Below are 23,455 nucleotides of genomic sequence, written 5' to 3' on the forward strand. Positions count from 1 at the left end.
AGGTTCCCCTGCCGGATTTTTTCGGCAGGGGAATTTTCACTAGGAGAGCACCATGACTATAGACACGATATCAGCCGCCTCGGCCAGCCGGATCGAGAAGAGTTACACTCCGGCAGACATCGCGCCGGCACGTGCCGCGGCATCTCGCAGCACCACTGACGCCGTGACAACGCAGCAAAATGAGCAGGAACCCAGCCGCGCCCAATTGGACCAGGCGGTATCGGAACTGAACCAGTCGTCACAAATCAAGACCCAGGGCCTGGAATTTTCCGTCGATGAGGACAGCCAGCGCACAGTCGTCATGGTGATCGACCAGGAAACCAAGGAAGTCTTGCGGCAGATCCCGACCAAGGAAGCCCTGGCGCTGGCCAAGGCCTTTGAGTCAGCCAAAGGCGCGCTCATCAGCCAAAGCGCCTGACGGATGCCATGCAAAACCGTCCGCGCTGCCATGTTTCGCCATGCATCAGCACGACACCGGGGTCCGCCAGCCAGCCTGCCGGCCCCCGTATTCTTATTACCACAAGAGCAACCCTTTACGCACACCAGGCCGCTTTTTTCCCCGAAATGAAAACAGGACCATAAAAGCCCCTCTCAAGTCCTGATTGATTCTGCCGATAACAGCTTATATTAGTGTTTTCCTAGGAGCATGTAGTGGCCATCTCACCAACCTTATCTTCCCCAGGCATCGGCAACAGCACGCTGGACGTCACCGCCCTCATCGATAAGCTGATGACAGCTGAAGCATTGCCCCTGGACGTCTACGACAAGAAAACCGCTTCCTACCAGGCCAAGCTGAGCGCGCTGGGCACGCTGAGCGGCGCCGTGGGCGCCTTCCAGACTTCGCTCTCGGGCTTGAGCAACAGCAATAATTTCCGCGCCGTCTCAGCAATGCCTGCCGACCCTCTGGTGCTGTCCGGCGTCGCCGGCGCCAAGGCCGTGGCCGGCAATTACAACATCAATGTCAGCCAACTGGCGCAGTCGCAAACCCTGACCTCGGCTGGCTACGCCAGCAAGATTTCCACCATCGGCTCAGGCGCCAAGACCACCATTTCCTTCCAGTTGGGCAATGTTACCGGTGGTATCTTCGGCATGAAAGGTACGGCACTCAGCGGCACCACTTTGCAAAACGGCATCAACAACGGCTCCCTGACCCTGAATGGCACGGCCATTCCCACCGATGCCAGCACGACAAGAGCACGCGCGCTGGCCGAAGCCATCAATGCCAAGAGCAGCACCACGGGCGTGACGGCAACGGCGCAGCCGGCCGCCAGCAGCGCCACCCTGTTCGGCCGGTATGGCAATGTTGCCACCGGTGCCGATGGCAGCAGCTATTCGCTGTCCGTCGGCGGCGTCAATATCGTTACGCAAGGCAATGGCGTGGCGGCCGGGAGCGGCATCACGGGCGCCTCGCTCGACACCACACTGGCCGGCCCGAACGCCGTCTCGAACGCGCTGGCCGAGGCCAACATCACCGTCACCGGCAAGGCTGCCGACGGCACCCTGCAATTTACGCGCGCCGACGGCTCCAACATCCAGATCGAGGAAGTGGTCACGGGCGACGTCAAGGGCGGCATCGGCCAGGCCACGGGCGCACGCAACACGGGCTTTAACGTCACGGTCGCCAGTTCCATCACGCTCGCCTCGACCAATGGCAGCCCCATCACGGTGGCCGGCAGCAATCCGGCCGCCGCCGGGCTGACGGCCGGCGCCGGCGGCAGCTATATCGGCAGCGGCTTTACCCAGGATGCGACGCAGGCGACGGGCACGGTGGTCATCGATTCCACGAACAACTCGCTGCAAGGCATCCGCGACGCCATCAACAATGCAGGCCTGGGCGTGACGGCCAGCATCGTTTCCGATGGTACGGACAAGCCCCACCATCTGGTGCTGAGCTCAGTCAAGTCCGGCGCCAACTCCTCCATGAAGATTTCGCTGAGCGGCAGCGATGGCCAGCCCGCCGACAGCGCACTGGCGACCTTGCTGTCTTACGACGCTGTCGGCACGCAAAACCTGAAACAGAACAGCGCCGCGCAGAACACCATGCTCAGCGTGAACGGCATTCCCATCACGAACAGTTCGAACAGCATCGACAGCGCCATCGAAGGCGTGACCCTGAACGTCGCTAAGGTGGGCAGCAGCTCGCTGTCCGTGTCCAAGGATACGTCGACGGTCAAGACCAGCGTCACCGCCTTCGTCAAGGCGTACAACGATTTGAACGCGTCGATTGCCAAGATGACGTCATACAACGCGGAAACCAAGACAGGCGGCATCATGCTGGGCGATTCGACCACGCAATCGATCCAGTCGCAGCTGCGAAAACAGCTGAGCACGTCGATCACTGGACTGGACAGCAACCTGAAGACCCTGGATCAGGTCGGCATTACCTTCCAAAAAGACGGTAGCCTGGTACTCGATTCGGCCTTGCTGGACAAGGCAATCGGCGCCAATTTCTCGGACGTGGCAGGCCTCTTCTCGGCCTTGGGAAAAACCACGGACAGCAACGTGGCTTTCACCAGTTCGACGGCCGCCACCAAGCCCGGTTCGTATGCGCTGAACATCACCAACATGGCCAGCCAGGGTTCACTCACCTCGAACGGCATGTAGCGCGCCAGCACGACCATCGCCAGCGACACTACCTGGAGCGTCACCCTGAATGATACGGAGCCTGCGGCCGCCAAGAACACGGCGACCGTGACCATTCCTGCTGGCAACTATACACCCGCCCAGCTGGCCGCGCTGATCCAGTCGTCGATCAATGGCGTGAAGACCTTCGGTGAAAACGGCGGATCGGTGACGGCTTCGATCGACGGCAATGGCCGCCTGGTAGTGGCGTCCGCCCGTTACGGCTCGGTCTCCAACCTGGCTGTGGCCAGCGTGACCGGCACCGGTGTCGAATCGCTGATCGGCGCGGCCACGCCCACCAAGGGAACCGACGTGGCCGGCACCATCGGCGGCCAGGCCGTCGTCGGTTCGGGCCAGACCTTGACGGGGGCGCCAGGTTCGCCTGCCGACGGCCTGAAGATCGAAGTGACGGGCGGCGGCATAGGACGACGAGGCACGGTGAGCTTTTCGCAGGGCTACGCCTACCAGCTGAACAACCTGGCCACCTCCTTCCTCGGCACGGACGGCCTCATCACCGGCCGCACGACAGGCATCAACAAAAGCATCAAATCGGTGGCCGACCAGCGCCAGCGCTTTGCCGACAAGCTGACGGGTATCGAAGCGCGCTACCGCGCCCAGTACACGCGCCTGGACGTGACGCTGAGCAAAATGGCGACCACGCAATCGTATTTGACCCAGCAGCTGGCCGCCCTCGCCGCCAACCGTTAAGCCCAATCATCAGGAGAATTATATGTTTGGAACCCAACAACGCGGCGTCAATGCCTATGCCAAGGTCGGCCTGGAAACGGGTATCGTTTCGGCCTCGCCGCACAAGCTGATCGTGATGCTGTACGACGGCGCCCTGGTGGCCGTGCTCAGCGCGCAGATGCACATGAAATCGGGCAACGTGCCGGAAAAAGGCAAGTCCATCTCGAAAGCCATCCAGATCATCGACAATGGCTTGCGCGCCAGCCTGGACAAGGACGCGGGCGGCCAGATCGCCGAAGGCCTCGACGCCCTGTACGAATACATGAGCGCACGCCTGCTGACGGCCAATCTGAACAATGACATCAACCAGCTTGAAGAAGTACAGCGCCTGCTGACCGACCTGCGCGAAACCTGGAACGCCATAGGCGCCACTCCCGCCGCCATTCCCGGTGCCGATCTGAAACGTATGCCCAGCCTTGCGAGCGCCTGACCCATGATGACGAATCAAGAAGTCCTGACCACCTACGAAGCCATGCAGACCCTGACGGGCCAGATGGTGACCGCCGCCACCAACGCCGACTGGGACGAGCTCGAAGCGCTGGAACAGCGCATCAGCGCGCATGTGGCCGCGCTGAAGACAAACGAAGAAAAAGTCGTGCTGGAAAGTGCTGGCCGCCAGCGCAAGGTCACGCTGATCAAGCAGATGCTCGAAGACGACCGCAAGATCCGCGACCTCACCATGCCGTGGATGGCGCAATTGTCCAAGCTGATCAACAGCACCGGCACCGAACGACGCCTGGCCAACGCCTACGGCGTCTAAACGCCCACGGGGCAAGGTCAGCTATCATGTTGCCGAAGATGGATGCGATCGGCATGACGCCCTTGACCCCGGTCAAGGTCACCCGGGCGGCCGATGCCGTCGCCGACCCGCGCCAGGCCGAGTTCCAGCGCTCGCTGCAGGGACTGATCGGCAAATCCATGCAGGGACAGGTACTGGCCCGCATGGGCGATGGCAGCTTCCTCGTGCGCGTGGCCGGCACGCCGGCCCGCATGCAGCTGCCCGCCGGCGCCCAGCCGGGCACGGAAATCCCGCTGACCTTGATCGGCATCAATCCCCGCCCCTCTTTTCAAATCGGCAATAACCGCGACCAGCCCGCCAGCGCCCTGCTGACATATGCGGACGCGGAAGCCGAACCCGACGCGGCAGAAACGCGCGGGCCCCAGGCCGGTGCCGCCCAGGCTGGCACGCGTGCCAGCAGCACGGCCGCCACCCTGCTCAGCCGTACGCCCCTGACACCGGCCAATCTGCTGCCCGCGCTGGCAGGCGACACACCCGCGCCCGAGCTGAGCACCACCGCGCGCGCCATCAGCACTGTACTGAGCCAGGCGGAAAGCGTGCCCGGCGCGCCCTTGTCGCTGGTCGGCAAGACGCCGCTGATGGCCACGCCGGGCGCCGCTCCGGCCCAAGTGGCCCAGAACCTGCGCGATGCGGTCGGCAGCAGCGGCCTGTTCTATGAATCGCATGTGGCCGAATGGGCCGAAGGCAAGCGGCCGCTGGCCTCGCTGCTGCTGGAGCCGCAAATGCAGAAGGCGGCACAGGGCGACATGGCCAGAACGGGCACCGACCTTGCTTCGGCGCAACTGATCAATTTGCAGCTGCATACGCACGAACAGGCGCGCGTGCAGTGGCAGGGCGAAGCCTGGCCCGGGCAGAAGATGCAGTGGGATATCAGCAAGGATGCGCCGGAAGGGCAGCAGCACGATGGCCGCGAGGGCGACGAGGAAGCGACGGCCTGGCGCAGCAATGTGCGCTTCCAGTTCCCCCTGCTGGGCGACCTGGCCGCGCACGTGGTCCTGCAGGGCGGCAGAGTGGCGATCCAGTTGCAAGCGGGCAGCGAAGGCAGCGCCGACACCTTGCGCCAGCATGCGGCGCGGCTGGAAGCGTCGCTGGACGCGGCTGGCTGGCCCTTGTCGTCGTTGACGATCGCCGGCAAGCCGGAGGCGGCTGGAGAAGACGATGCTTGACGACACCAAACGCAAGGTGCCGCAGACGGCCGTCGCGCTGGCCTACCAAAGCGGCACGCCGGCGCCCAAGGTGGTGGCCAAGGGCAGCGGCCTGATCGCGGATCAGATCATCAGCACGGCGCGCGAACATGGCGTGTTCGTGCATGAATCGAAGGAATTGGTGGCGCTGCTGATGGATGTCGACCTGGACCGCCAGATTCCGCCCGGCCTGTATCGGGCGATTGCGGAACTGCTGGCCTGGTTATATCATATTGAATCTGCGAATGGCGGGCCGATTCCGCCGCCGCCCGACACCAGCGTCAACCTCACCGATACATAGACAGGCATCAATGCAAGCACATATTATGGATTCCGGCCTCGAAAACTGGCATGATTTTGAAGTGGAATCGCGGCGGGAAATCATTGCCTTGCTGCGCAGCATCAGCGAAAAGAACCAGCTGATCCGCATGCTGATCCACGGTGAATCCGATGTGTGCGTCACGTCCATCCTGGAAGTCGATGCCGACCGCAACACAGTCATCCTCGACCGTTCCGTGAATGCCGACCAGAACCGGCGCATGCTGGCCGCCAAGGGTATTTCGTTTGAAACCTCGCTCGACAAGATCCGCATCCTGTTTACCAGCGCCCTGGTGGAAGAGTGCAATTACAGCGGCACGCCCGCCTTGAAAATTGCCATACCAGAAACACTGATCCGCTTGCAGCGGCGCGAGTATTACCGCATGACGACGCCCGTGAGCAATCCCGTGCGCGTCTCGATTCCCCTGCCACCCTCGCTCGGTGGCGCCGACACCGTGTTCCCGCTGGCCGACATCAGCTGCGGCGGCATCGCCATCCTCGACAATAAACTGATGCTGGGCGAAACGATCGGCAGGGACTATCCCGGTTGCCGCATCGACTTGCCCGACGTCGGCATCGTCACCGCGACTTTGCAAATTCGCAATTCGCTGGACATGACTCTGCTGAACAACAAGCTGAACCGCCGCCTCGGCTGCCAGTTCGTCGACCTGCCGCGCAGCATGCTCGCGCACGTGCAGCGCTACATCACGCGGCTGGAGCGGGAGAGGAATGCCAGGATGGCTGGGTTAGGTTAACACCTTACAAACCTACTGCGCGTCGCCATTTGCGGCCTGCGATGCTCACTGTACTAGAGTACAGTTCCGCTTCTCGGCCACAACTGGCTTCCGCTCGCTACGGTTTGTAAGGCGTTCGTGACGTACCAATACACTTGTCTGTATCAAACCTGCATATTCATGATCTCATGATACGCAGCAACTAATTTATTCCTTACCTGCACCGTCGCCTGGAATTCGATGCTCGACTTTTGCATCGCTACCATCACGTCCGACAGGCTGACCTTTTCGTCGCCCATGGTAAAGCGCTGGCCCAGCGCCGACGAAGCCTTTTGCGCGCCGCTCACGGAGTCCAGCGCGCTCTTGAAGGCATCGGCAAAATTCACCTTCGCCGCCGGCATCTCGGTCTGGATCGCCGGTATTTTCGCCTCCGGCCGCGTGGCCGCCGACTTCAGTTGCGCGATCATCGCCTCGATCCTGCTGCTATCGATACCGCCTGTTTTCACTTTGCCTCCCGATTCTGGTCTGCTTCATATCTGTTCCATGCCTGTTGCACCCAGAGAACAAAACCCTGGCTTGCAAGGCAACGACGGGTACAATAACTTCCGTCACATGTTGCCAGGGTTCCACAATACCAGCGCCAACGCCAGCCGCTCGGCCGAGCAGGCGGCAAAAGCGCCTTCTATTTGGACGATTGAAGCGCGTGACAGTGGCGGATAATTCTGCATATCGCCCCCTCCTCCAGTGGAAGCGGCCCCCACTCATTAGCAAACATACGCGCCCCGGAAGGCAATCATGGCTGTAGCCGAAGAAATCGATGTGAACCGCATACCGCCGGAACCGGCGCCTGCCCGCTCGCCCGTAGAGTCCGTGCAAGCGTTCGCCAAGACGCCGATGGGCAAGAATTTCCTGCGCGGCCTGGGCGTGGCGGCACTGATCGCCATCGGCGTGGCCCTGTACATGTGGAACCAGCCGCCTGAATACAAAGTCCTGTTCTCGAACTACACGGACCGCGACGGCGGCGCCATCACCGCTTCGCTGGATCAGCTGGGCATCAAGCACAAGTTTTCCGAAGGGGGCGGCGCCATTCTCGTGCCATCCGAGCAAGTCCACGATGCGCGCCTGAAACTGGCCGCGCAAGGCTTGCCGAAAGGCGGCAACGTGGGCTTCGAGCTGATGGAAAACCAGAAGCTGGGCGTCTCGCAATTCCTGGAGCAGGTCAATTTCCAGCGCGCGCTGGAAGGCGAACTGGCGAAATCGATCGAATCCGTCTCCGCCGTCGATACGGCGCGTGTCCACCTGGCCCTGCCCAAACCGTCCGTCTTCGTGCGCGAACAGCAAAAACCGACGGCTTCCGTACTGCTGAACCTGCATCCGGGCCGCGGCCTCGATCAGTTGCAGGTGAGCGCCATCGTCCACCTGGTGGCGTCGAGCGTGCCGGAATTGCTGCCGATCAATGTCACCGTGGTCGACCAGGCCGGCACCTTGCTGTCGAACCAGGAAAAGGACAAGGACCGCGCCAACGGCATCAAGAGCCTGGACCCGAACCAGCTGAAGTACGTGCAGCAATTGCAGCAAAGCGTGATCAAGCAGGTCGAATCGATCCTGCTGCCCATCGTCGGCGAAGGCAATGTACGTGCCGAAGCGACGGCCGACGTCGATTTCTCGCAAAGCGAGCAGGCAGCCGAAACCTACAAGCCGAATTCGCCGCCGGAAGCGTCCACCATCCGCAGCCAGCAAACGAGCGAATCGACGGGCGCCGGCAATGCCAACCCATCCGGCGTGCCGGGCGCGCTGTCGAACCAGCCGCCTGGCGTAGCGACGGCGCCATTGACGGCCGAGGCGCCGGGCGCCCCGGGCGGCGCACCGACGGCACCGACACAAAAGGAATCGACGACGAATTATGAAGTCGACAAGACCGTGCGCTACGAACAGAAATCGATGGGCGGCCTGCGCCGCCTGTCGGTGGCCGTCGTCGTCAACTATCGCCGTACTTTCGACAAGGATGGCAAGGTCACGGTCAAGCCGATTTCCCCTGCCGAAATGGTCCAGATCAATAATCTGGTCAAGGAAGCGATGGGCTACAACAAGGAACGCGGCGACAGCTTCAGCGTGGCCAACTCGCCGTTCGACGGCATCGACCGCGCGCCGGAAGGCAAGCTCGAATGGTGGCGCGACCCGGCCAACTTGCCGCTGGCCAAGGAATTGGCGAAATTCCTCATCACGGCCCTGATCCTGCTGTATATCTTCATCAAGATCGTGCGTCCGATGCTGCGCCCCGTGATGCGCAAGATCGACGATTTCGGCGCCCCGCCGCCCGTCATCGAGCCGGAACTGGCGAAAACGGACGAAGAAAACGAAGTCCTGCTCAGCGAGGCGGAACTGGAAGAGCTGGAAGAAGATACGGCCCGCGGTTATCGCGAAAACCTGGCGATGGCCAGGAAACTGGCCCAGGAAGACCCACGCGTGGTGGCCAACGTAATCAAAGCATGGATAGGCAATAATGACTGAGACAACGGGACTGCAAAAAGCATCGATCCTGATGCTGGCACTGGGCGAGAGCGAAGCGGCCGAGGTCATGAAATTCCTCGGCCCGCGCGAAGTGCTGAAACTGGGCGCCGCCATGGCCACCATGAAGGGCATCGCGCACGAGCAGGTGGTCGAGGTGCTCGGCGACTTCCGCGCGCAGACGGAACTCAATTCCACCGTCGGCCTCGATTCGGACGAATATATCCGCCAAGTCCTCACCAAGGCGCTGGGCGACGACAAGGCGTCCGTGCTGCTGTCGCGCATCCTGGGCGGCAAGGATGCGTCCGGCATCGAATCGCTGAAATGGATGGATTCGCAATCCGTGTCCGAGCTGATCCGCAACGAGCACCCGCAGATCATCGCCACCATCCTCGTCCACCTGGAACGCGACCAGGCTTGCGAAATCCTCGGCCATTTCACCGACCGTTTGCGCAACGACGTGGTCTTGCGCATCGCCACCCTGGACGGCGTGCAGCCGGCCGCCTTGCGCGAACTCAACGACGTGCTGACGAAACTGCTGTCGGGTAACGAAAACATCAAGAAATCGTCGCTGGGCGGCGTGCGCGCGGCAGCCGAGATCCTGAACTTCATGAGCGGCGAGCAAGAAGGCTCCGTCATGGACAACATCAAGAACTACGACAACGACATGGCGCAAAAGATCATGGACGAAATGTTTGTGTTCGACAACGTGATCGACATCGACGACCGCGGCATCCAGTTGCTGCTGCGCGAAGTGCAGTCGGAAATGCTGATCATCGCCCTGAAAGGCGCCTCGCAGGAGCTGCGCGACAAGATCTTCAAGAACATGTCGCAGCGCGCCGGCGAGATGATGCGCGAAGACCTCGAGTCGAAAGGCCCCGTGCGCCTGTCGGAAGTGGAATCGCAGCAGAAACAGATCCTGCAGATCGTGCGCCGCCTGGCGGACGAAGGGCAGATTGTCTTAGGTGGAAAAGGCGAGGATTCGTTTGTCTAATTTGATTCCCAAAGAGCAGCAAACCGCCTACCAGCGCTGGGAAATGACCTCGTTTGGCGACGAGCGTCCCAGCGTGGTGGCGGCGCGCAAGCTGCTGGAACCGGATCCGGAACCCGAGCTCGACCCGTTTGCCGAACTGCACGAGGAAGAGCTGGCCCCGCCGCTCGAATACCCGACGCAGGAAGAGCTCGACGCCATCCGCGAGGAAGCGCGCGCCACGGCCTTCGAGGAAGGCCGCGCTGCCGGCTATGCGGAAGGCCACGCGGCCGGGCATGCCGACGGCCATGCCGAGTCGTATGCGCAAGGCAAAGCGGCGTCTAGCGTGGAACTGGCGCACCTGCAAACCATCGCCGTCGACTTCGGCACGGCCGTGCACCAGGCCGACGAACTGATCGCCAACGACGTGATGGAACTGGCGCTGCAGCTGGCCAAGGGCATGCTGAAAACTGCCTTGCCCGTGCGCCCCGAGCTGATGTTGCCGATCGTGCGCGAAGCCATCGAATACTTGCCCGTGCTGCAACAACCGGCCTTGCTGATGCTCAACCCGGAAGACGCGCAAGTGGTGCGCGACGGCATCGGTGATGAGCTCGACAAGGGCGGCTGGCGTGTCATCGAAGACCCGAGCGTGGAACGCGGCGGTTGCAAAATCGACACGGCCAGCAACCAGATCGACGCGCAGGCGTCTACCCGCTGGCACCGCCTGACGCATGCGCTGGGCAAAGACCTGGACTGGCTGGCGCCGTGAGCGAGCCCGTCAAAGGCCCCACTGCCCATGCGGCGCGCTGGCGCGCCTACCTGAGCGACTGTTCGGCCGTCGTCGGCTTTGTCGAGCCGATGCAAATTTCTGGCAGGGTCACGCGCGTGGCCGGCCTGGTGATGGAAGCCGTGGGCTTGCGCCTGGCCGTCGGCGCCGCCTGCACCGTGCCGCTGCCGAATGGCGGCCGGGTCGAGGCCGAAGTCGTCGGTTTCGAAGGCGACCGCCTGTTTTTGATGCCACAAAGCGACGTCGAGGGCATCGTGCCCGGCACGCGCGTGTTTTCCGTCGAACCGGCCATCCCCCGCCCCGGCAGCGTGGCGCATCCGCGGCGCCGCCCCAGCGACCGCGCGCGCCACTTGCCCGTCGGTCCGCAACTGCTGGGCCGCGTGCTCGATGGCGCGGGACGCCCGCTCGACCAGCTCGGCCCCCTGCACACGGTTGACAGCGCCCCCATCAATGTACGCCCCGCCAATCCCCTGGGCCGCGCGCCCATCGTCGATACCTTGGACGTGGGCGTGCGCTCGATCAACGCCATGCTGACCGTGGGCCGTGGCCAGCGCATGGGCCTGTTCGCCGGTTCCGGCGTCGGTAAAAGCGTGCTGCTGGGCATGATGGCCCGTTACACGGAGGCGGACGTGATCGTCGTCGGCCTGATCGGCGAACGGGGCCGCGAGGTGAAGGAATTCATCGAGCAGATTCTCGGTGCCGAAGGCCTGGCCCGCTCCGTCGTCGTGGCCGCGCCGGCCGACACGCCGCCGCTGATGCGCCTGCAAGGGGCCGCGTATGCGACGGCCATTGCCGAACATTTCCGCGACCAGGGGCAAAACGTGCTGTTGATCATGGATTCGCTGACCCGCTACGCCATGGCGCAGCGCGAAATCGCCCTGGCCATCGGCGAACCGCCCGCCACCAAGGGCTATCCGCCCTCCGTCTTCGCCAAGCTGCCCGTGCTGGTGGAGCGGGCCGGCAATGGCGAGGAAGGCGGCGGCTCGATCACGGCCTTCTATACCGTGCTGACCGAGGGCGACGACCAGCAAGATCCGATCGCCGACTCGGCGCGCGCCATCCTGGACGGCCATATCGTGCTGAACCGGCGCCTGGCCGAGGCGGGCCATTATCCGGCCATCGACATCGAGCAATCGATTTCGCGCGCCGCCCACTCGATCACCACGCATGAGCACCAGCAGCAGGCACGCAAGCTGAAACAGCTGTATTCGCGCTATGAGCGCAGCCGCGACCTGATCAGCGTGGGCGCCTACAGCGCCGGCACCGACCCCGTGCTGGACCAAGCCATCGCCCTGCATGAAAAGATTGAAGCGTTTTTGCAACAGCAAATCACGGAGCGGGTCAGCATGGACGAGAGCTTGGGGCAACTTACCGCTCTATTCGACTGATTAGGACTTGCATAGCGGGAATATAATCAGCCATGGCTTCTCCTTCCCAACTTGCAACCCTGATCGACCTCGCCCAGCGCGAAACGGACGATTGCGCCAAGCGCCTGGGTGCGGCCCTGAAAGCGCTCGATGATTGCCGCCAGAAGCTCGACATGCTGTCCGGCTACCGCGACGACTATGCCCAGCGCTTCGAGGCGAGCATGAGCAACGGGATCACGCCGATGGCGTACCGCAATTTCCAGGCTTTCATGGCCAAGCTCGACAGCGCGATCATGGGCCAGCAGCAAGTGGTCGAGCATGCGCAAGCGCGCAGCGACAATGAAAAGATGCGCTGGCAGCTGGCCGAACGCAAGCGCATGTCGTACACGACCCTGAACAACCGGGCGCAGGAACAGGCGCTGAAGCTGGAAAACAAGCGCGACCAGAAAGCAATGGATGAGCACGCGGCGCGACAAGCCTATTACAAACGCTAAGCAACACTGAGGCAGCATCATGCAAACCCAGCCAACCCCGATTTCCCAGATTATCTCGCCGAACGCCACGCCGGGCGCCGCCAACCGCAGCCAGCCGACCACCAGCGGTGCGGCGGGCGACTTCCAGCGCACCCTGAACCGCCAGATCGAGCAACGCCAGGCCAGCCGCAATATGGCGCAAACGCAAGCAGCAGCGCCGGCGGCGCGTCCTGCCAGCCCCGCCGCCACGGCAGCGCCCGCCAATGCGCCGAAGCCGGCGCAAGCGGGCACCGACCAGGCGGCCAGCAGCGAACAGCCGTCGGCGCAGTCGGCCGAAGCGGCGGCCACACAAGCCAGCGGCAGCAGCGCCGCCGAGGCCAATGTTCCCCCCGACACAGCGCCGCCAGCCGATCCGGCCGCCGAGATGCTGGCCCTCGTGGGCAGCATCCAGCTGGCCATCCAGCCGCCAGCGGCCAAGGCCGTGCCGGAACTGCCCGTGCGCGCCGGCGTCAAGGCCGACGGCAAGGGCCTGGCAACGGGGCCGTTGCTGGCAGCCGGCCAGGGCAGCGGCAAGGCGGCCGCCAGCGTCATCGCGCAAGCGGACGGCGGCGACTTTGCCGACAGTCTGGGCCAGGCCCAAGGCAAGACGGCCGCCACACCAGGCACCAGTGTGCCGGCCAGCAAGGCCGAGCCGGGCAAGCTGGCCATCGACGCGCAACTGGCAGCGACCGCCAAAGCGGGCGCCGCCGTGGCCGAACCGATCCTCAAGGAAACGCCAGCCGACCTGAGCCGCCTGGCGGCCCAGTTGCAGCCGGGCGCGCTGCAGCAGGCGGCGGCCGCCGTGGCCGTGCCGGCCGACAAGCTGACGGGCCGGGTCGGCTCGCCGGCCTGGGACCAGCAACTTGGGCAGAAAGTCGTGTGGATGGCGGCCGGTGGCGACCAGAGCGCCACCCTGACCCTGAATCCGCCCGACCTGGGACCCGTGCAAGTGGTCTTGACGGTCACCAATGACCAGGCCGACGCCGCCTTCATGTCGGCCCAGCCGGAAGTACGCCAGGCGCTGGAAGCGGCCATGCCGCGCTTGCGCGAAATGATGAGCGAAGCGGGCATCGCCTTCGGCAGCGCCACCGTCTCGGCCGGCACGCCGGAACAGCAAAACAATGGCGAACGCGCTGCCTCGGGCGAACGCCGTGGCAATGGCCAGAGCGGCGGCGCCTCCGGTGGCGAGATCGCCATCGCGCCGGCGACGGCCGGACGCAGCCGGGCCAGCCTGAGTGCCGTGGATACCTTTGCCTGAGGACAATTCGTCGTCCGCAGGCCACAGGCGCGCCCCACGGCATAACTTTTCGTATAAAAACAGCGAGTTGAGGGCGCTTCCGCCCTCTTTTCACTGCATCCTCCTGCGCAGAATTTGCCGATAATGACATAATGGCGTCGTGATCCACTTCCATGCACCCGAGTACCATTGAAAGCAAATCCAAAAATGAAAGCAGATCCGAAAGCAGATGCAGGCCTGGCTCCCGCCGGCGCCTCGAAAAAGAAGCTTCTGATCATTGTGCTGGCCTCGGTGCTGGTGGCCGGCGGCATCGGTGGCGGTGCCGCCTGGTACTTCTTGCATGGCAAGGCCGATAAAGAAGAATCGGCGCCGAACAAGAAAAAACATGCCGCGTCCAAGGCAGGTCCACCCGTTTTCGTGCCCGTCGATGCCTTCACCGTCAACTTGCAGCCGGAAAATGGCGAGCAATATCTGCAGATCGCGTTTACCCTGCAGGTGAGCAGTCCGGAAGAAATGGACTCGATCAAGCTGAACATGCCAAAAGTGCGCAGCCGCTTGCTGTTGCTGCTGTCCGGCAAGAAGGCGTCCGAACTCAATACCGTGGAAGGCAAGCAGCAGCTGGCGGCCGAAATCATCAATCAGGTGAACCAGCCGTTCGAGGACAAAGGGCCGGAGCAGGACGTGACGGACGTATTATTTACCGCATTCATCATTCAATAAGCAGCCATGGCCGATAATTTCCTCTCCCAGGAAGAAGTCGATGCCCTTCTGAAGGGTGTCAACGGAGACCAGGACGACGCGCAGGCGCCGGAAGACGTCACGGGAGTTCGTACCTACAACCTGGCAACCCAGGAGCGCATCGTGCGCGGCCGGATGCCGACGTTGGAAATTATCAACGAGCGTTTCGCCCGGCTGCTGCGCGTGGGCCTGTTCAACTTCCTGCGCCGCAGCGCCGAAGTGTCGGTCGGGTCCGTGCGCGTCTCGAAATACAGCGAGTTCATCCGTAATCTGGTGGTGCCGACCAATCTGAACCTGGTGCACATGAAGCCGCTGCGCGGCACGGCCCTGATGGTCTTCGATCCGGGCCTCGTCTTCCTGCTGGTCGACAACCTGTTCGGCGGCGACGGACGTTTCCATACGCGCGTCGAAGGACGCGACTTTACGCAGACGGAGCAGCGCATCATCCTGCGCATCCTCGATATCGTCTTCGAGGCGTACACCAAGTCGTGGGAGCCGGTCTTCCCCGTTGAGTTTGAATATATCCGCTCGGAAATGAACACGCAGTTCGCCAACATCGCCACGCCGAACGAGGTGGTGGTGGCATCCACGTTTACGGTGGAACTGGGCTCCGTTTCCGGGCAAATCCACTTCTGCATGCCGTATTCGATGATCGAACCGATCCGCGATTCGCTGACCTCGAGCCTGCAGGGCGAGGCGCTGGAAGTGGACAAGCGCTGGATCCGCCTGATGACGCAGCAGATCCAGATCGCCGAAGTCGAGCTGGTGGCCTCGCTGGGCACGGCGCGCGTGTCGTTCGATGAAATCCTGAACATGAAGGTGGGCGACATCATCCCGCTGAATATTCCGGAACTGATCGCCGCCACCGTCGATGGCGTGCCCGTGATGGATTGCACGTACGGCGTGTTGAACGGACAATATGCATTGAAGGTGGAGAAACTCCTCGCTAATGCCGATAACATGAACAACCACTAAACACCTGACCAAACCTGCTGCGCGTCGCGCTTTGTGCGGCCTGCGATGCTCACCGTGCTCCAGCACGGTTGCGCTTCTTAGCCACAAATCACTGCCGCTCGCTACGGTTTTGCCAGGCGTTACAATTAATATATACACTGGCCGCTTGGCGGCCAACTCTGTACAACAGGAGAAACACATGTCTGACAACCAAGACGACCAAAGCGCGGAAGACGATTGGGGCGCGGCCATTGCCGAGCAGGCCAAGGCGGAAGCCGAAGCGCTGCAAAACCAGGCCGCCAATACGGCCAGCGCGGCCAGCGCCGCCGTGTTCAAGGACTTTTCCAAGCAGGCGTCGAAGTCGGAAACGCACAACGATATCGATTTCATCCTCGATATCCCCGTGCAGCTGACGGTCGAACTGGGCCGCACCAAGATCGCCATCAAGAACCTGCTGCAACTGGCGCAGGGTTCCGTTGTCGAGCTCGACGGCCTGGCCGGCGAACCGATGGACGTGCTGGTGAACGGCTGCCTGATCGCCCAGGGCGAAGTGGTGGTGGTCAATGACAAGTTCGGCATCCGCCTGACCGACATCATCACGCCTTCCGAACGCATCCGAAAATTGAATAAATGAAGCCTGGCCTGTTGATTTCCACCGTGCTGCCGCTGATGGCGGCATGCAGCATTGCCCTGGCTGAAGCGCCAGCCGCATCCACGCCGGCGGCCAGCGCCGCCAGCGCTTCCGCCGCCGTGGCAAGCGAGACACCGCCTGCCGCCGCAACGGCGCCAGCAGTTTCTCCGGCTGCCTCGCCGGCCGCCGCCCTGCCCGCCATGCCGCCCGGCGCACCGGCAACGATGGCGCCAACAAGCTCGGCCGGTAGCTTGCTGCAAACCATCCTCGCGCTGATGTTCGTGCTGGCCCTGCTGATCGGCCTGGCCTGGTTCATGAAACGCTATGGCCCCAAGGTCATGGGCGGCAACAACAAGATGCGCGTCGTCAGCTCGCTCAACCTGGGCGGACGCGAGCGCATCGTCCTCGTCGAAGTGGCCGACCAGTGGATCGTCGTCGGCGCCTCGCCCGGCCGGATCAATGCGCTGGCCACCATGCCGCGCCAGGAAGGCGATCTGCCGCAACTGGCCACGGCGCAAAACGGCCCCGCGGCCGCCAATTTTTCCGAGTGGCTGAAACAGACCATCGAAAAACGCAATGGGAAATAAGCAGCAGATGGCGTGGTCCACCTTGAAGACTCCCCTGACCTGGCTGCTGGCGGCCATTGCCCTGGCCTTGCCGCTGTGGGCGATGGCCCAGCCTGGCATCCCGGCCTTCAACAGCACGCCGGCGCCGGGCGGCGGCCAGAATTATTCGCTGCCGGTGCAGACGCTCATCCTGATGACGTCGCTCACCTTTTTGCCGGCGGCCCTCTTGATGATGACCTGCTTTACGCGCATCATCATCGTGCTGTCCCTGCTGCGCCAAGCCATCGGCACGCAATCGGCGCCGCCGAACCAGGTGCTGGTGGGTCTGGCCCTGTTCCTGACCCTGTTCGTCATGGGGCCCGTGTTCGACAAGATCTATACGGATGCCTACCAGCCCTACCAGGAAAACAAGATCACCATGCAGCAGGCGCTGGACAAGGGCGTCGATCCCCTGAAAACCTTCATGCTCAAGCAGACGCGCCAGGCCGACCTGGCCCTGTTTGCCAAGATGTCGCGCTCGCCGGCCCTGCAAGGTCCGGAAGACGTGCCGCTGCGCATCCTCGTGCCCGCCTTCGTCACCAGTGAACTGAAGACGGCGTTCCAGATCGGCTTTGCCATCTTCATCCCGTTTTTGATCATCGACATGGTGGTCGCCAGCGTGCTGATGTCGATGGGTATGATGATGATGTCGCCCGCGACGATCTCGCTGCCGTTCAAGCTGATGCTGTTCGTGCTCGTCGATGGCTGGCAGTTGCTGCTGGGCTCGCTGTCACAGAGTTTTTACTAGGGGAAATACATGACACCCGAAAGCGTCATGACCCTGGGCCGCCATGCGATGGAAATCACGCTGATGGTGGCCGCGCCCATGCTGCTCGTCGCCCTCATCATCGGTTTGATCGTCAGTATTTTCCAGGCGGCCACGCAGATCAACGAGGCGACCCTGTCCTTCATCCCCAAGCTGGTCGGCATCTTTGTCGCCATCGTCGTGGCCGGTCCGTGGATGCTGTCCGTCATGCTCGACTACATGCGCCAGGTGTTTACGGGCATCCCGAACCTGGTGGGTTAGTGCAGCCACTGTTGCCATGCTGACCCTGTCCAGCATCGAACTCAATACGTGGATCGCAGCATTGCTGTGGCCGCTTAGCCGCATCCTCGGCCTGATCGCGGCCGCGCCCCTGTTCGGCAACGCAGCCCTGCCGGCCAGCGTCAAGGTGACCCTGGGCGCGCTGCTGGCCATGATCATCGCCCCCACCGTGCCGGCCTTGCCGGCCGTCAACCCGATGTCCCTGCCCGGCTTGCTGATCCTCACGCAAGAGATGCTGGTGGGGCTGGCCATGGGCTTTTCCATCCGCATCGTGTTTTCCGCCATCGAAATGGCCGGCGAACTCAGCAGTCTCACCATGGGCCTGGGCTTCGCCTCGTTCTTCGATCCGCAAACCAAGGGCAGGTCGTCCGCCATCAGCCAGTTCCTCGTGATGCTGGCCACCTTGATGTTTTTGACCGTCAACGGCCACCTGGTCTTGCTGGCGGCGCTGGCGGAAAGCTTTGTCAGCCTGCCCATTTCGGCTAGCCCCATCAGCGGCGGCGGTTTCCAGCAATTGGCGGCCTGGGGCGGGGAAATCTTCCGTTCCGGCCTGCAAATTTCGCTGCCCATCATCGCCGCCCTGCTGCTGACCAACGTGGCCCTGGGCATCTTGACGCGGGCCGCGCCGCAGCTGAACATTTTCGGTATCGGCTTCCCCGTCACCCTGGGCGTGGGCTTGCTGGTGATCGGCATGGTCCTGCCCTACCTGGCCACGCCCTTCCAGAACATGTTCCTGCGCGGCATAGAAACGGCGCGTTTGCTGCCGCGCGGCTTTGCCACGCGCGACCGGCCACCGCCGCCAGCTCCGCCCAATCCCCTGCGCCCCGCACTGCCAGCGCCGGCGCCGCTGCCTGCCGCGCGCTGACCAGGGCTATCAGCCCAGCGCGTGGCGCAGCAACAGCGCCGACAGCACGAACATGGTCACGCCGATCAAGCCATCGAGCACTTGCCAGGCCCGGGGCCGCGCAAACCACGGCGCCAGCCAGCGCGCACCATAACCGAGCGAGGCAAACCACAGCAGGCTGGCCGCGCTGGCGCCAACGATAAACCAGCCGCGCATTACGCCCGGCTGCTGGGCGCCGATGCTCCCCACCAGCAATACCGTATCCAGATAGACATGGGGATTGAGCAAGGTAAATGCCGCCGCCTGCGCCAGGATGGCAGCCAGGCCGAGGCCGGCACCGCCCTCGGCGGCGCGCAGCTGCTGGGGACGGCGCGCACGCCGCAGTGCTTGCCAACCGTAGACGGCCAGAAAAATGGCGCCGCCCAGCGCCAGCGCGCTGGCCAGCATGGGGCGCTGCCCCAGTGCCCGGGACATGCCCAGGACGCCAGCGGCAATCAGCGCCGCGTCCGCCAGCGCGCAAAACAGCACGATGGCGCCCACATGTTCGCGGCGCAAGCCTTGCCGCAAGACAAAGGCATTTTGCGAGCCGATGGCAACGATGAGTCCCAGGCCCAAGGTCAAGCCCTGGAGAAAGACGGAGAAAACGAGTGGTGTGGTGGCGGTCGAGAGTGTCATGCGGTGATCTTGCCAGCCGCAAGAAATGAAGGCAAACTACCTTTTCTACAGCAAGTTAAGGAAAACTTCATTCATGCTCGATTATGCCGCCCTCGCCGCGCTGGCTTCCGTCATCCGCGAAGGCAGTTTCGAGCGCGCAGCGCGCGCCTTGCACGTGACGCCATCGGCCATTTCGCAGCGCATCCGCCTGCTGGAAGAGCGCGTCGGCTGCGCGCTGGTGATACGCGACCAGCCCTGCCGCGCCACGGAAACGGGCCGGCGCCTGTGCCAGCACGTGGACCAGGTGCAATTGCTGGAACAGGATTTGCAGGGCACCTTGCCGGCGCTGGCAGCCCAGGGCATGTCGCGCGCCAGCGTGCCCATCGCCGTGAATGCCGACAGCCTGGCCACCTGGCTGGCGCCCGCCATCGCCGCCTTCGCGGCCGCGCACCCGGTGCTGCTGCAAGTGGCCGTCGACGACCAGGACCATACGGCCGAATGGCTGCGCAGCGGCGCCGTGCTGGCGGCCGTCAGCGCCACGGCCAGGCCCGCTTCCGGCTGCAACAGCCGCCCGCTGGGCGCCATGCGCTACCTGGCGGCCGCCAGTCCCGCCTTCCTGCAGCGGCATTTTGCCCAAGGCGTCGGTGCCGCCAGCCTGGCACTGGTGCCCAGCCTCGTCTTCAATGCCAAGGACGAGCTGCAGGCGCGCTGGGTGCGCCGCCTGTGCCACCGGCACGTGGAACTGCCGCGCCACACCCTGCCCTCGTCGCATGCTTTCGTTACGGCAGCGCTGGCCGGCATGGGCTGGGGCCTGCACCCGCAAGCGCTGATCCAGTCCCATCTCGACAATGGCAGTCTGGTCGAGCTGCTACCCGCTACACCTCTCGATGTGCCCCTGCACTGGCATACGGCACGTGCCGCCTCGAGTCTGCTCGACGGCCTGAGCGCAGCCATCCTGGCCGCCGCCCGCACGGGCCTGCTGCCGCCCTGATTGCCAGCTTCAGGGCTGGTCGCTGCTGAATGCGAAGCGCCAGCGCCGCACGTCGACGTTCAAGCGCAACTGGTGATGCTTGACCAGATAGCGCACGCCGACGAGGGCCGCCGCCAGACCGGACAAAGCGCCGATGCCCAGCGCCCAGCGCGGGCCGAAGGTGTCGGCCACCCAGCCCACGATGGGTGCGCCCAGCGGCGTGCCACCCGCCGAAATGGCCAGCACGATGGCCATCACGCGGCCCCGCATGGCGGGTGCCGTCGACAGTTGCACGCTGCTGTTGACGCTGGTGGTAAACGTTTGCGCGGCGATGCCGATGACCACCAGCATCATGCCGAACAGCCAGTAATTGGGCATCACGGCGGCCAGCGCGCACGCCAGGCCGAACAGCGCGGCCGCACCCAGCAGCAAGGCCAGCGTGGGTTGGCCGCGCCCCGCCGCCAGCAAGGCGCCGGCCACGGAGCCGCAAGCCATCACGGAACTGAGCACGCCATACTGGCCGGCACCCGCATGGAAAGCCGTCACGGACATGGTCGACAGGAAGATGGGGAAGTTCAGGCCGAAGGTGCCGATCAGGAACAGCATCAGCAGGACGGCCATCAGGTCGGGCCGCTGGCGCACGTAGCGGAAACCCTCGCCCAGGCTGGCGCGCGTGGCCTTCAGGCGCGGCGCGCGGCGCAGCAATTCCACGCGCAGCAGCAACAGCGAACCGATCACGGCCGCAAACGAGACGGCGTTGATGATGAAGACCCAGCCGCTGCCGACGCTGCTGATCAGCAAGCCGGCCACGGCCGGGCCCAGCATGCGCGCCGCATTGAACGAAGTGGAATTGAGCGCCACGGCATTGGTCAAGTCTTCCTCGCCGACGATTTCGGCAACGAAAGTCTGGCGCACGGGCGAATCGAAGGCCGTCACGCAGCCGAGCAGGAAAGCAAACACATACACATGCCACAGTTGCACGAGACCGCTGATGCACAGCAAACCCAGTCCCAGCGCCAGCAATCCCATGGCCGCCTGCGTGCACAGCAGCAGCTTGCGCCGGTCGAGCAAATCGGCCGCCATGCCCGTCAGGGGCAGCAACAGCAATTGCGGACCGAACTGCAAGGCCATGACGATGCCGACGGCGCTGGCATTGTGCTGCGTCAATTCGCTGAGCACCAGCCAATCCTGCGCCGTGCGCTGCATCCAGGTGCCGATATTCGACACGAGGGCGCCGCCGGCCCAGATACGGTAATTGGGAATGCGTAGTGAACGGAATGTGTTGTTCATCTGGGCGTGCGGGCTCCTTGCCGGGTGTTAAGGTCTAGCAGCGGATCATTCCGCCAAGCGTTTGAGTAATGCCACCGCATGGTTCAATTCGGTGACTTCGTCCGGCGTGAGCCGGGTTTCAATGGTGCGCGCCAGCCAGTCTTCGCGCGCGGCGCGGCTGGCTGCGATCCAGGCGCGGCAGCTGTCCGTCAGGGTCAATATCGTTTGCCGTCCGTCAGCTGGATCGGGCGAGCCCGTCACCATCTGTGCTTCCGTCAAGGCTTGCACGGTGGCGGCCATAGACTGGGGCCGCATGCCTTCGGCGCGGGCCAGGCTGCTGGCCGTGGCCGGGCCGTCGCGCTCGAGACGGCTCAGCACGGATGCCTGCGACATGCTGACGTCCCCCAGGTGCGCCTCTTCGCGCAGGCGGCGCCGCAATTTGCCGATCAGGATGCGCAATTCGCCGGCCAGTTGCAGGACTTGTTCGTGGTCTTCTTGTGGGGTGTGCATGGGAGCGAAAGTGGATCAACGGCCCCTACTATAACAGATACACAGGTAGACTGCACAGTTTGCCTGCATATCTTGTCCAAGTGACCAGATTGCGGACGCAAAAAAGCCGGGGCCGGAGATGTCCTCCCTGCCCCGGCTTGCCGGTCGTCCTGCCGATGCCCGTTCTTAGCTGATGTAGTTGAACAGCGACAGGCCCGAGATCGAGGTGAACGATTTTTGCGCCGCCTGCAGGGTGATCTGTTGCTGGCTGAAGGTGGAAATGGCTTTCACCATGTCCAGGTCCTGCAGGTCCGACAGGGTGGTGGCGTACTGGATGTCGAGATCGTCACCGGCGCTGTCGAGGTAATCGAGTTCCTTCAGGCGCGAACCGACTTCCGAGCGCACCGACAGCACGTTGTCGTAGGCCGTGTCGAGCAGGTCGTGCGCCGTGTTCAGGCTGGCCGTCAGGCGTGCCTGCCCCGCGTCGCCCGTGGCCGGCTGGCCCAGTGCGCCGATCAGGTTGGTAATCGTGGTAAAGATCGATTCCTTGCTGCTGGGCTCAAGGGTGAACTTGTCCAGGTCGGCTGGCTTGCCCGCGACATTGACTTGCTGGCCGTCAAAGTTGATGGCGTCGCCCGATTTATAGGCCACCGGCACGGCCGGATTTGGAATGGTCTGGCCCAGGGTCACATCCGTCACCGTATAGGTCGTCTTGGCATCCGTGCCCGTGCCCGTCACCTGGAAGTCGATCGAGTACTTGTGCCCCGTCAACTTGGTGGGATCGGTGACGGTGCCGCCGGAAATGATGCCGGCGCCGCCGCGCGTAAAGTTGGCGCCGGCGGCCGCCGTGGTGAACTTGCCGTTGCCCGTCAAATTGTTCTCGAACACGGCCGCGCCCGAGTCGCTGGTAGCCAGGTAGCGCGCCGAGCCCACCTGCAGCTCGCGCTGGCCCTGGTCGCCCACGTAGGTGGCGCCGCCCGGCGTCTGGCTGAACGGCTGGGTCGTCGACTTGTAGCCGGAAAACAGGTAGCCGCCCGCGTTGTCGGACGTGTTGGCAATGCCCATCAGGTCGGTCAGGCGGCCCTTCAGCTCCGTGGCCAGGCTCTGGCGGTCGATGTCCTTCAATGCCGGATTACCGGCCTTCAGCACCAGTTGCTGCACGTCGGCGATCAGCGAGGCGGTGCTGCCCAGCGCCAGCTCTTCCTGCGAGAGGAAATTCTTGGCGTTCGAGCGGTTCGTCACGAATTGCGTGTTGATCGATTGCGACTGCGTCACTTCCAGCGCGCGCGACGAGGCGATCGGGTCGTCGGCCGGCGTCAGGTTGCGGCGGTTCGCCGACAGCTGCATCTGCGTACGGTTCAAGGCGCCCTGCAGATTGTTCAGCTGCGAGCTGCCCTGGTCATAAATCATTCGTGTGCTGATGCGCATGATGCTGCCCTTCCAGAAAGCCGCCGCGCGCTACGTCGCGGCA

The 23,455-nt window shown here is 63.5% G+C and carries 28 protein-coding genes; 23 read left to right on the forward strand and 5 right to left on the reverse strand.

The features are described 5' to 3' along the window. The first annotated feature begins 52 nt into the window (after positions 1 to 52). The 8 genes from AC4BCN_RS23445 (at position 53) to AC4BCN_RS23480 (ending at position 6,425) form a co-directional block, all read left to right on the forward strand. Positions 53 to 418, forward strand: a complete 366-nt coding sequence (locus AC4BCN_RS23445) for a flagellar protein FlaG (protein WP_070303638.1) — start codon at positions 53 to 55, stop codon at positions 416 to 418. 233 nt (positions 419 to 651) lie between these two features. After that, positions 652 to 2,604 carry a flagellar filament capping protein FliD gene (gene fliD / locus AC4BCN_RS23450; protein WP_490491877.1) on the forward strand — a complete coding sequence of 651 codons (1,953 nt, stop codon included), beginning with the start codon at positions 652 to 654 and terminating at the stop codon, positions 2,602 to 2,604. An 87-nt stretch (positions 2,605 to 2,691) separates the two neighbouring features. Next, a complete protein-coding gene (gene fliD, locus AC4BCN_RS23455) occupies positions 2,692 to 3,330 on the forward strand; it encodes a flagellar filament capping protein FliD (protein ID WP_490491878.1) in 639 nt (212 codons plus the stop codon). Between the two features lie 22 nt (positions 3,331 to 3,352). Continuing rightward, positions 3,353 to 3,799, forward strand: a complete 447-nt coding sequence (gene fliS, locus AC4BCN_RS23460) for a flagellar export chaperone FliS (protein WP_490491879.1) — start codon at positions 3,353 to 3,355, stop codon at positions 3,797 to 3,799. Between the two features lie 3 nt (positions 3,800 to 3,802). Next, positions 3,803 to 4,129 carry a flagellar protein FliT gene (locus AC4BCN_RS23465; RefSeq protein ID WP_490491880.1) on the forward strand — a complete coding sequence of 109 codons (327 nt, stop codon included), beginning with the start codon at positions 3,803 to 3,805 and terminating at the stop codon, positions 4,127 to 4,129. Between the two features lie 26 nt (positions 4,130 to 4,155). After that, the gene (gene fliK / locus AC4BCN_RS23470) at positions 4,156 to 5,334 is read left to right on the forward strand and encodes a flagellar hook-length control protein FliK (protein ID WP_490491881.1); all 1,179 of its coding nucleotides are present in this window, start codon (positions 4,156 to 4,158) and stop codon (positions 5,332 to 5,334) included. Further along, positions 5,327 to 5,653, forward strand: a complete 327-nt coding sequence (locus AC4BCN_RS23475) for an EscU/YscU/HrcU family type III secretion system export apparatus switch protein (protein WP_035821344.1) — start codon at positions 5,327 to 5,329, stop codon at positions 5,651 to 5,653. Before fliK ends, AC4BCN_RS23475 begins: the two co-directional genes overlap by 8 nt. A 25-nt stretch (positions 5,654 to 5,678) precedes the next feature. After that, the gene (locus AC4BCN_RS23480; RefSeq protein ID WP_490491882.1) at positions 5,679 to 6,425 is read left to right on the forward strand and encodes a flagellar brake protein; all 747 of its coding nucleotides are present in this window, start codon (positions 5,679 to 5,681) and stop codon (positions 6,423 to 6,425) included. Positions 6,426 to 6,568: 143 nt separating this feature from the next. On the opposite strand, the gene fliE is transcribed toward AC4BCN_RS23480, so the two are convergent. Then, positions 6,569 to 6,871: a flagellar hook-basal body complex protein FliE gene (fliE, locus tag AC4BCN_RS23485; protein WP_230517249.1), complete on the reverse strand. Its 303-nt coding sequence runs from the start codon at positions 6,869 to 6,871 to the stop codon at positions 6,569 to 6,571. On the opposite strand from fliE, the gene AC4BCN_RS23490 reads away from it, so the two are divergent. From AC4BCN_RS23490 to fliR, 14 genes are all read left to right on the forward strand, one after another. Continuing rightward, positions 6,768 to 7,124, forward strand: a complete 357-nt coding sequence (locus tag AC4BCN_RS23490) for a hypothetical protein (protein ID WP_314606218.1) — start codon at positions 6,768 to 6,770, stop codon at positions 7,122 to 7,124. The two genes, fliE and AC4BCN_RS23490, sit on opposite strands and share 104 nt — an antisense overlap. Positions 7,125 to 7,199: 75 nt before the next feature. Then, positions 7,200 to 8,915, forward strand: a complete 1,716-nt coding sequence (gene fliF, locus AC4BCN_RS23495) for a flagellar basal-body MS-ring/collar protein FliF (RefSeq protein WP_139092277.1) — start codon at positions 7,200 to 7,202, stop codon at positions 8,913 to 8,915. After that, positions 8,908 to 9,906 (forward strand): flagellar motor switch protein FliG, encoded by a 999-nt coding sequence (gene fliG, locus AC4BCN_RS23500; protein WP_034754023.1) that lies wholly within the window; start codon positions 8,908 to 8,910, stop codon positions 9,904 to 9,906. Before fliF ends, fliG begins: the two co-directional genes overlap by 8 nt. Positions 9,907 to 9,949: 43 nt before the next feature. After that, entirely contained in the window at positions 9,950 to 10,651 is a 702-nt protein-coding gene (locus AC4BCN_RS23505) for a flagellar assembly protein FliH (protein WP_139092333.1), read from the forward strand. A gap of 89 nt (positions 10,652 to 10,740) precedes the next feature. Further along, on the forward strand, positions 10,741 to 12,057 hold the full coding sequence (gene fliI / locus AC4BCN_RS23510) for a flagellar protein export ATPase FliI (RefSeq protein WP_232731380.1): 1,317 nt from the start codon (positions 10,741 to 10,743) through the stop codon (positions 12,055 to 12,057). A gap of 32 nt (positions 12,058 to 12,089) precedes the next feature. Beyond that, positions 12,090 to 12,530 (forward strand): flagellar export protein FliJ, encoded by a 441-nt coding sequence (fliJ, locus tag AC4BCN_RS23515; protein WP_139092279.1) that lies wholly within the window; start codon positions 12,090 to 12,092, stop codon positions 12,528 to 12,530. Between the two features lie 19 nt (positions 12,531 to 12,549). Next, entirely contained in the window at positions 12,550 to 13,806 is a 1,257-nt protein-coding gene (locus AC4BCN_RS23520; protein ID WP_490491883.1) for a flagellar hook-length control protein FliK, read from the forward strand. Between the two features lie 186 nt (positions 13,807 to 13,992). Then, positions 13,993 to 14,505, forward strand: coding sequence for a flagellar basal body-associated protein FliL (fliL, locus tag AC4BCN_RS23525; protein WP_128142213.1), 513 nt, complete (start codon positions 13,993 to 13,995; stop codon positions 14,503 to 14,505). 6 nt (positions 14,506 to 14,511) lie between these two features. Continuing rightward, a complete protein-coding gene (gene fliM / locus AC4BCN_RS23530) occupies positions 14,512 to 15,498 on the forward strand; it encodes a flagellar motor switch protein FliM (RefSeq protein ID WP_034754035.1) in 987 nt (328 codons plus the stop codon). 178 nt (positions 15,499 to 15,676) lie between these two features. Further along, on the forward strand, positions 15,677 to 16,111 hold the full coding sequence (gene fliN / locus AC4BCN_RS23535; protein WP_034754038.1) for a flagellar motor switch protein FliN: 435 nt from the start codon (positions 15,677 to 15,679) through the stop codon (positions 16,109 to 16,111). After that, positions 16,108 to 16,695, forward strand: coding sequence for a flagellar biosynthetic protein FliO (gene fliO / locus AC4BCN_RS23540; RefSeq protein ID WP_139092281.1), 588 nt, complete (start codon positions 16,108 to 16,110; stop codon positions 16,693 to 16,695). The genes fliN and fliO overlap by 4 nt, the downstream gene beginning before the upstream one ends. Next, entirely contained in the window at positions 16,685 to 17,461 is a 777-nt protein-coding gene (gene fliP / locus AC4BCN_RS23545; protein ID WP_490491884.1) for a flagellar type III secretion system pore protein FliP, read from the forward strand. Before fliO ends, fliP begins: the two co-directional genes overlap by 11 nt. A gap of 9 nt (positions 17,462 to 17,470) precedes the next feature. Continuing rightward, positions 17,471 to 17,740, forward strand: coding sequence for a flagellar biosynthesis protein FliQ (fliQ, locus tag AC4BCN_RS23550; RefSeq protein WP_034754044.1), 270 nt, complete (start codon positions 17,471 to 17,473; stop codon positions 17,738 to 17,740). A gap of 16 nt (positions 17,741 to 17,756) precedes the next feature. Then, entirely contained in the window at positions 17,757 to 18,623 is an 867-nt protein-coding gene (fliR, locus tag AC4BCN_RS23555) for a flagellar biosynthetic protein FliR (protein WP_490491885.1), read from the forward strand. A 9-nt stretch (positions 18,624 to 18,632) separates the two neighbouring features. Here the strand turns inward: fliR and AC4BCN_RS23560 are convergent, their stop codons facing one another. Then, positions 18,633 to 19,277, reverse strand: coding sequence for a LysE/ArgO family amino acid transporter (locus AC4BCN_RS23560; protein WP_139092283.1), 645 nt, complete (start codon positions 19,275 to 19,277; stop codon positions 18,633 to 18,635). 73 nt (positions 19,278 to 19,350) lie between these two features. Here AC4BCN_RS23560 and AC4BCN_RS23565 point away from each other — a divergent pair, with 73 nt between their 5' ends. Then, a complete protein-coding gene (locus tag AC4BCN_RS23565; protein WP_490491886.1) occupies positions 19,351 to 20,247 on the forward strand; it encodes a LysR family transcriptional regulator ArgP in 897 nt (298 codons plus the stop codon). Between the two features lie 9 nt (positions 20,248 to 20,256). Here the strand turns inward: AC4BCN_RS23565 and AC4BCN_RS23570 are convergent, their stop codons facing one another. The 3 genes from AC4BCN_RS23570 to flgL form a co-directional block, all read right to left on the reverse strand. Beyond that, positions 20,257 to 21,516, reverse strand: a complete 1,260-nt coding sequence (locus AC4BCN_RS23570; protein ID WP_490491887.1) for an MFS transporter — start codon at positions 21,514 to 21,516, stop codon at positions 20,257 to 20,259. 45 nt (positions 21,517 to 21,561) lie between these two features. Next, a complete protein-coding gene (locus AC4BCN_RS23575; protein WP_456150756.1) occupies positions 21,562 to 22,005 on the reverse strand; it encodes a MarR family winged helix-turn-helix transcriptional regulator in 444 nt (147 codons plus the stop codon). A 165-nt stretch (positions 22,006 to 22,170) separates the two neighbouring features. Continuing rightward, positions 22,171 to 23,412 carry a flagellar hook-associated protein FlgL gene (gene flgL / locus AC4BCN_RS23580; RefSeq protein ID WP_490491888.1) on the reverse strand — a complete coding sequence of 414 codons (1,242 nt, stop codon included), beginning with the start codon at positions 23,410 to 23,412 and terminating at the stop codon, positions 22,171 to 22,173. Positions 23,413 to 23,455: the final 43 nt, after the last annotated feature.

It is taken from the genome of Janthinobacterium sp. Bl 1 (assembly GCF_058215535.1).